Here is a 7,945-nt window from a genome sequence, read left to right as displayed (position 1 = left end):
GTCGGCTACGGCTGGCTGGTGCTGGCGCTGGCGGGGCTCGCGACCTGGCATGCCGGCCTGCCGCTGCCCGGCAGCGCGGCGCTGCACGCCCTTGCCGTTGGCTGCATCGGTGGCCTCATCCTGGCCATGATGGCGCGCGTCAGCCTGGGCCACACGGGCCGGCCACTGGTGGCGTCACCGGCCATGGCACTGGCCTTTGGCGCGATGACGCTGGCGGCCATCACCCGCGTGGCACTGGCCGGCAGCCAGCCGCGCCTGGCGGTGGCGCTGGCCGCGGGGTTCTGGTGCCTGGCGTTCGGGCTGTTCGTCTGCTGCCACGGGCCGATGCTGTGGCGCCCGCGGCCGGACGGCCGGCCGGGCTAGCCGCGACGCACGTCAGCCCCGGGCCAGCGCGTGCAACAGCGCCGCGTAGCGGTCCACCACGCCGTGCCAGTCGAAATGCGCCAGCGCCCGTTCGCGCGCCGCCAGCGCCCGCCGCTCGGCGCCGGCCGGATCGTCCAGCACCGCGCCGAGCGTCGCCGCCAGTGCGGCGGCGTCCGCGGGCGGCGCCAGCAACGCCGTTTCGCCGTCGATGACGATGTCGTCGATGGCCGGCAGGCGCGAGGCCACCACCGGACAGCCGCAACCCATGGCCTCGACGATGACCAGTCCGAAGCCTTCCTGGTCGCCATCGGCCGCCACCACCGAGGGCACCACCGCCACCGCCGCGGTCTGGAACAACTGCGCCAGGCGGGCGTGATCCACCGCACCCACGAACGCCACCGCGTCGTCGATGCGAAGCTGGCGAGCCTGGGCCTGCAGCGCCGCCCGCTGCGGCCCATCACCGGCGACGGTCAGCGTCACCGCCCGGCCGGCGGCCCGCAGCCGGGCGACGGCGTCGAGCAGGTAACGCACGCCCTTTTTCTCGACCAGCCGGCCGGCGAACAGCAGCCCCCCCGGCGTGCGTGCCGGCTGCGCCGGCGGCGTGAAGCGGGATGTCAGGTCCGTGCCCATCGGCACCACCTGCACCGCCTGCCCCGGCCGCAGCGCCAGCACCGCCTCGCGCATGGCCTGGCTGACCACGGTCACGGCCCGGCAGCGGGCCAGCACCAGCCGCTTGAGACGGCTCGGCAGCGCGCCACGCAGCCCGAACAGGTCCCCACCGTGGCTGGTGCACAGCATGGGCACGCGCCGCGTGGCCCCGGCCAGCACCGCCACCAGTCCCTGCGGGATGAGCCAGTGGGCGTGGATCACATCGAACCGATGCCGCGCCAGCAGGCGGCGCAGCGCCCAGGCCTGCGCCAGCAGCAGGCACGGCACCAGCAGCAGGCGCCAGGGCCGTTCGCGCAGGCGCGCCAGGATGCCGCCGTCGTAGGCCAGTTGCTGCAGCCGCTGCGGCGCGTAGCGAAAGCGGTGCACGTGTACGCCGTCCAGCGTTTCCCGGCGCTGCGCGCCGGCGGCGTGCGGCGCCAGCACGTGCACCTCGAACTGCCCCGCCAGGCGGCGCGACAGGTCGAACACGAACGGTGGCTCGCGGTCGCCGGCCCAGCGCGGGAAGGTGGTCGTCAGTACCAGCAGGCGCGGGCGCGCCGACGTGCCGGAGGCTTCGCCGGACGGGCCGGTCACCGCCCCGCCGACGCCAGGAACGCCGCCATGCGCGAGGCATCCGGTCGCTCGATGACGCCGTGCTCGCACACGATGGCGTCGATGCACGCCGCCGGAGTCACGTCGAACACCGGGTTCCAGGCCGGAAAACCGGCCGGCGCCACGGGCTGGCCGGCGAGCTGGGTCAGTTCGCCGGCCGGGCGTTCCTCGACGGCAATGGCGGCGCCGTCCGGCGTGGCCGGGTCGAAGGTGGACAGCGGCGCCACCACCATCACCCGCGCGCCGTGGGCGCGCGCCGCCAGCGCCGCGGTGTAGGTGCCGATCTTGTTGGCGGTGTCGCCGTTGGCGGCGATGCGGTCGGCGCCGACGATGAGCCAGGCCGGCCGCAGGTGGGCGAACAGCCAGGCCACCGCGCCGTCCACCACCAGCCGGGCCGGGATGCCGTCCTGTTGCAGCTCCCAGGCGGTCAGGCGGGCGCCCTGCAGCCACGGCCGCGTCTCGTCGACGAACACCTCGGCGATCCGCCCCTGCGCGTGGGCGGTGCGGATCACCCCCAGCGCCGTACCGTGTCCACCGGTGGCCAGCGCCCCGGTGTTGCAGTGCGTCAGCACGCGGCTGCCGGGATCGATCAGCGCCGCGCCGTAGGCGGCCATGGCCTGATTGGCGGCCAGGTCCTCGTCGTGGATGGCGCGCGCCTCGGCCAGCAGCGCCAGCTCGGGATCGCCGCCGTCGAGCCCTGCCAGGCGCCGCTCCATGCGCGCCACCGCCCAGGCCAGGTTGACGGCGGTCGGGCGGGCATCGCGCAGCCGCGTCAGGTCGGTGCCGATGGCCTGCCGCCAGCCGGCGGGGTCGGCGGCGTAGGCCGCCCGTGCCGCCAGCACCACACCGTAGGCGGCGGCAATGCCGATGGCCGGCGCGCCGCGCACCACCATGTCGCCGATGGCCTCGGCCACCTGCTCGACCCGGGCGCAGTGCAGCCACTGCTGCACGCCCGGCAACCGCCGCTGGGCGAGCAGCTCCAGCGCGCCGGCGCGCCAGCGAAGGGCGCTGACGGCGCTCATGCCGGCGCCCCGCCGGGGAACCGCCGGACCACCGCGTCGACGTCGGCCGGCGGCAGCGCGAACACCTCCACCAGCAGCCGGGTGAGTTCCTCGTCCGTCAGCTCACGGGTGCTGGACGTGCGGCCGGTATCCTCGGTCAGCGCGTTGCCGATCAGGATCAGGCGCCGCTCGGGCGCCAGCCGGTGAGCCACCAGGCCGCGCACGAAGCGCGAGTCCGGATGCGTGGACACGTAGTAATTGGCCATTTCGTAATCGGCGGGCGCCTGCTCGTGCAAGGTGAACTCATACAACCCGGTCCAGGCGTCGGTACGGGTCTGCAGGCGCCACAGGCCGCCCTGTTCGGTGAGCCGGTACTGCCAGGAATACTGCGTCTGCGGCGTGTCCGGCTCGAACGCCAGCGGCAGCAACGGCCCCATGCCGCCGAAGCCGACATCCGCCAGCCACGACCGGCCACCGGCCGTCACCCGCAGCAGCATGTGGGTGCGCGGCAGCACGCGTTGCGTGCCCCAGTTCACGCGCGCCGCCAGCCGGCGCACGCTGAAACCGAGCTGCTCCAGCACGGCGGCGAACAGGTGGTTCTGTTCGAAGCAGTAGCCGCCGCGCCCGGCCGTGACCAGCTTGGCGAACAGCGCGTCCAGATCCAGCCGGATGCCGCGACCGAGCAGCACGTCCAGGTTTTCGAACGGAATGTGCTGCGCGTGCGCCAGGTGCAGCTGGGACAGCGTGTGCGGCGTCGGTTCGGTGGCACCGCCGTAACCGATGCGCGCGAAGTAACGGTCAAGATCGATGGCGGGCACGGGAGGCTCGGTTGCGGCTGTCTACAATGAACGGTACGCCCGCCGCGCGGGCAATCGACATCTTAGCAAGCCGGAACCGCCGACCATGCATCGCCCTGCCCCACCCGACTGCACGCCGGAAAACCTGGCCTTCGACGCCGCCCTGGCGCAGGTGTTGGGCGCGCTCTCACCGTTGCCGCGACACCACACGCTGGCGCTGGAGCAGGCGCTTGGCCGCGTGCTGGCGCAGCCGCTGGTCGCCGGCATGGACCTGCAACCGTGGCCCAATTCCGCCATGGACGGCTATGCCTTCGCCGCCGCCGACGCCGACACCGCGCACGCAGCCGGCCTGCAACTGGCCGGCACCGCGCTGGCCGGGCATCCGTTCACCGGCACGCTCGGGCGCGGCCAGTGCGTGCGCATCCTGACCGGCGCCATCCTGCCGGCCGGCGCCGACACCGTGGCCATGCAGGAGCACGTCACGGTGCACGATGGCCGCGTGCGCCTGCAGCGTCCGGTGCCGCCCGGCGCCAACGTGCGCGCGCCCGGCGAGGACGTGCGCGCCGGGCAGACCGTGCTGCCGGCCGGCAGCCGCCTGGGACCGCCGCAGATCGCGCTGGCGGCGTCGCTGGGCGTGCGCACGGTAACGGTCGGCGCCCGCCCGCGGGTGGCGCTGTTCACCAGCGGCGACGAACTGACGCCGCTGGGCGAGCCCCTCGGCGCCGGCGCCATCTACGACAGCAACCGCTACCTGCTGCGCGCGCTGTTGCAGGAACTGGGCGCCGAGGTGGTGGACCTGGGCATCGTCGCCGACGATCCGGCCGCAGTGCGCGCCGCGTTTGCCGCTGCCCGCGAGGGAGCGGACGTGGTGGTCAGTTCCGGCGGCGTGTCGGTAGGCGACGCCGACTACGTGCGCGACGTGTTCGCCGAGTTCGGCGCCATCCACTTCTGGCGCATCGCCATGAAGCCCGGGCGGCCGCTGGCCTTCGGCCGGCTGGGCGACACCTGGTTCTTCGGCCTGCCCGGCAACCCGGTGTCGACCGCCGTCACGTTCCACGAATTCGTGCGCCCGGCACTGCGCCGGCTGGAAGGCGAAGCGCCGACGCCCGCGCTGCGCCTGGAACTGCCGCTGCTCGAACCGCTGCGCAAGGCGCCCGGCCGGCTCGATTTCCAGCGCGGCATCGTCGCCCCCGGCGCGGACGGCCGCCTCGGCGTGCGCAGCGCCGGCGCGCAGGGCTCGCACGTGATGAGCAGCCTGGCGGCCGCCAACTGCCTGCTGGTGTTGCCGGCCGATGCCGGCGACCTGCCCGCCGGCGCCGTGGTCACGGTCGAGCTGCTGCCCTGGCCGGGCACGCCACGGGCGGGCGCATGAGGGCGCCCGATCCGGCCGCAGGCTGGCGCTTTGCCGCCGACCGCGGCGGCACGTTCACCGACATCGTGGCCATCGACCCCGGCGGGCGCCTGCACACCCGAAAGCTGCTGTCCGTGTCGCCGGATTACCCGGACGCGGTGGCCGCCGGTGTGCGGGCGCTGCTGGATCTGCCGCCCCGTGCCCAGGTACCGGCGGGACGGATCGCCAGCCTTCGCGTCGGCACCACGGTGGCCACCAACGCGCTGCTGGAGGGGCGCGGTGCCGGCGTCGGCCTGCTGGTGACGCACGGTTTCCGCGACCTGCTGCGCATCGGCCAGCAGGCGCGCCCGCGCCTGTTCGACCTGGCGGTGCGCCTGCCGCGCCAGCTCTACGCCCGGGTGGCGGAAGTCGGCGGTCGGCTCGACGCCGACGGCGCCGAGCTGGCGCCGCTCGACGAGGCCGCCGCCACGCGGGCGCTGGCCGACTGGCGGGAGAACGGCATCGAGGCCGTCGCCATCGTGCTGCTGCATGCCTGGCGCAACCCGGCGCACGAGCAGCGCCTGGCCGCCCTGGCCCGGGACGCCGGGTTCGCGCAGGTGTCCGTGTCGCACCGCTGTGGCGGGCGCATCCGCGTGGTCGAGCGCGGCCAGACCTGTGTCCTGGACGCGTACCTGAGCCCGGTACTGGCGGCCTATCTCGACCGCCTGACCGGCGAGCTGGGCGCGGTGCCGGTGGAGTTCATGCAAAGCGGCGGCGGCCTGGCGCCGGCGGCGCTGTGCTCCGGCAAGGACGCGGTGCTGTCCGGTCCCGCCGGCGGCGTGGTGGCGGTGGCGGGACTGGCCCGCCGTCGCGGCCGGCAACCGCTGATCGGCTTCGACATGGGCGGCACCTCCACCGACGTGTGCCGCTACGACGGGCAGTTCGACTACACGGCGCAGATCGAGGCCGCCGGTGTCGCCTTCCAGAGCCACGCCCTGCGGGTGCAGACGGTGGCCGCCGGCGGTGGCTCGATTCTGGGTTTCGATGGCCAGCGCCTGACCGTCGGCCCCGCCTCGGCCGGCGCCGATCCCGGCCCGGCCTGCTATGGCCGGGGCGGCCCGCTGACGCTGACCGACGCCAACCTGCTGCTCGGCCGACTGCCGCAGGCCGCCTTCAGCCCGCACCCCGGTCGCGGGCCGACCGGCCTGGATGTCGAGGCCACACGCCGCGCCTTCGCCGAACTGGCGCGGCAGGTGTCCGCCGCCACCGGCCGCGCCGTGGACGCCGAACGCCTGGCACTGGGCTACGTGGCGGTGGCCAACGAGCAGATGGCGGCGCCGATCAAGACGCTGTCGGTCGGCCGCGGCTTCGACCTGCGCGAGCACGCGCTGTGCTGCTACGGCGGTGCCGGCGGCCTGCATGCCTGCGCCATGGCGCGGGATCTGGGCATCGAGGACGTGCTGATTCACCCGCTGGCGGGCGTGTTTTCGGCCTGGGGCATCGCCCAGGCCGACCGCCTGGAGCAGGCCGAGCGCTCCGTGCTGCTGGCCCTGGGCGCCGACACCCTGACCGAACTCGAACCGCTGTGGCGGGCCCTGGAGACCGACGCCGGCAACCGCCTGCAGGACACGGCCGACCGGGTCGAGCGGGAACTGGACCTGCGCCCGCGCGGCGGGGACGCCGTGCTCACCGTGGCGCTGGACACGGTTCCCGCCATGATCGCCGCCTACGCCGGGGCCCACACGCAGCGCTTCGGCTACGCGCCGGCCGGCGACACGCTGGAAGTGGTGAACCTGCGCCTTCGTCTGCGCCGCACGGCGGCCCTGGACGACACCCTGGCACACGCGCCGGATCCGGCGCTTTGCGGCGCCCTGCCGGCGCGACGGGTGGTGCTGCACGACGGCCCGACGGACCTGCCCTGCCACCGGCGCGAGGCGCTGGCCGGCGGCGCCGTGCTGGCCGGGCCGTGCCTGATCGTGGCGGCGCACTACACGGTGCTGGTGGAGGCCGACTTCGACGCCCGCCTGCTGGAGGATGGCGTGCTGCACCTGCGGCGCCGGCAGGACATCGCCGGGACGCCGGGTGGGCCCACCGCCGACCCGGCGCAGCGCGACCCGGTACGCCTCGAGCTGTACAACCGGCGCTTCATGGGCGTGGCGCAGCAGATGGGCGCGGTGCTGCAACACACCGCCCACTCGGTGAACATGACCGAGCGGCTCGATTACTCCTGCGCCGTGTTCGACGCCGCCGGCCGGCTGATCGCCAACGCGCCGCACGTGCCGGTCCACCTGGGTGCCATGGGCGAGGCCGTGCGCGCGCTCATCGCCAGCCACGGCGACCGTCTGGCGCCCGGCCAGGTGTACCTCGACAACCACCCGGCGCACGGCGGCTCGCACCTGCCGGACGTGACCGCCATCAGCCCGGTGTTCGTGCCGGATGCCGCGGGGGCGGTGTTCTTCGTCGCCACGCGTGGCCACCATGCCGACATCGGCGGCGTCACCCCGGGCTCCATGTCGCCGCTGTCGCGCACCCTGGCCGAGGAAGGCGTGGTGCTGGACCGCCTGCTGGCGGTCGACGGCGGCCGGCTGCGCGAGGCCGACCTGCGCGCCGCCCTCGGCGCCGGGCCGCACCCGGCCCGCAACCTGGCCGAGCGCCTGTCGGACCTGGCGGCGCAGATTGCCGCCAACCGGCACGGCGACGGCGCGGTGCAGGCGCTGATCGCCCAGCACGGCCTGACCGAGGTGCGGGCCTATGCCGAGCACGTGCAGGCCAATGCCGCGCACTGCATCGGTCAGGCGCTGGCGGCCTTCGGCGATTTCGAGGGCCACTTCGAGGATGCCCTCGACGACGGCACGCCGGTGGCCGTGCGGCTGCGGATCGGCGTCGACCCGCAACGCCCGGACGGCGGCCACCTGCAGGTCGACTTCAGCGCCAGCGGCGACCGTCACCCCGGTGCCTTCAACGCCCCGCGCGCGGTGGTGCAGGCGGCGCTGCTGTACGTGCTGCGCTGCCTGGTCAGCGACGACATCCCGCTAAACGAGGGCTGCCTGCGGCCCGTCACGCTGCACATCCCGCCCGGCGGCCTGCTCGACCCACCGCCGGACGCCGCCGTCGCCGCCGGCAACGTGGAGACCTCGCAGCGCGTGGTGGACGTGCTGCTGGGCGCGCTGGGCGCGGCCGCCGCCAGCCAGGGC

At 74.9% G+C, this 7,945-nt stretch carries 6 protein-coding genes; 3 read left to right on the top strand and 3 right to left on the bottom strand.

Annotated features, from left to right (window positions below):
* On the top strand, positions 1-363 hold a 363-nt coding region (locus ABYX71_RS09065), incomplete at its 5' end, for an NnrS family protein (protein WP_372696178.1).
* A 12-nt stretch (positions 364-375) separates the two neighbouring features.
* Here the strand turns inward: ABYX71_RS09065 and ABYX71_RS09060 are convergent.
* Genes ABYX71_RS09060 through ABYX71_RS09050 form a run of 3 tightly spaced genes read right to left on the bottom strand, consistent with a single transcriptional unit; the run spans position 376 to position 3,442 of the window.
* Complete coding sequence (locus ABYX71_RS09060) at positions 376-1,605, bottom strand: glycosyltransferase (RefSeq protein WP_372696177.1); 1,230 nt, start codon at positions 1,603-1,605, stop codon at positions 376-378.
* Complete coding sequence (gene mtnA / locus ABYX71_RS09055; protein WP_372696176.1) at positions 1,602-2,645, bottom strand: S-methyl-5-thioribose-1-phosphate isomerase; 1,044 nt, start codon at positions 2,643-2,645, stop codon at positions 1,602-1,604. Before mtnA ends, ABYX71_RS09060 begins: the two co-directional genes overlap by 4 nt.
* Positions 2,642-3,442 (bottom strand): arylamine N-acetyltransferase, encoded by an 801-nt coding sequence (locus tag ABYX71_RS09050; RefSeq protein ID WP_372696175.1) that lies wholly within the window; start codon positions 3,440-3,442, stop codon positions 2,642-2,644. Before ABYX71_RS09050 ends, mtnA begins: the two co-directional genes overlap by 4 nt.
* 85 nt (positions 3,443-3,527) lie before the next feature.
* Between ABYX71_RS09050 and glp the strand changes: the two genes are divergently transcribed.
* Positions 3,528-4,793 carry a gephyrin-like molybdotransferase Glp gene (glp, locus tag ABYX71_RS09045; protein ID WP_372696174.1) on the top strand — a complete coding sequence of 422 codons (1,266 nt, stop codon included), beginning with the start codon at positions 3,528-3,530 and terminating at the stop codon, positions 4,791-4,793.
* Positions 4,790-7,945, top strand: a 3,156-nt coding sequence (locus ABYX71_RS09040) for a hydantoinase B/oxoprolinase family protein (protein ID WP_372696173.1), incomplete at its 3' end; no start/stop codon positions are given. The genes glp and ABYX71_RS09040, both read left to right, overlap by 4 nt.

This window comes from Immundisolibacter sp. (assembly GCF_041625615.1).
Taxonomy (GTDB): domain Bacteria; phylum Pseudomonadota; class Gammaproteobacteria; order Immundisolibacterales; family Immundisolibacteraceae; genus Immundisolibacter.
Note: the sequence above shows the minus strand (reverse complement) of the source record. Positions and strands in the feature narration are given on the sequence as shown.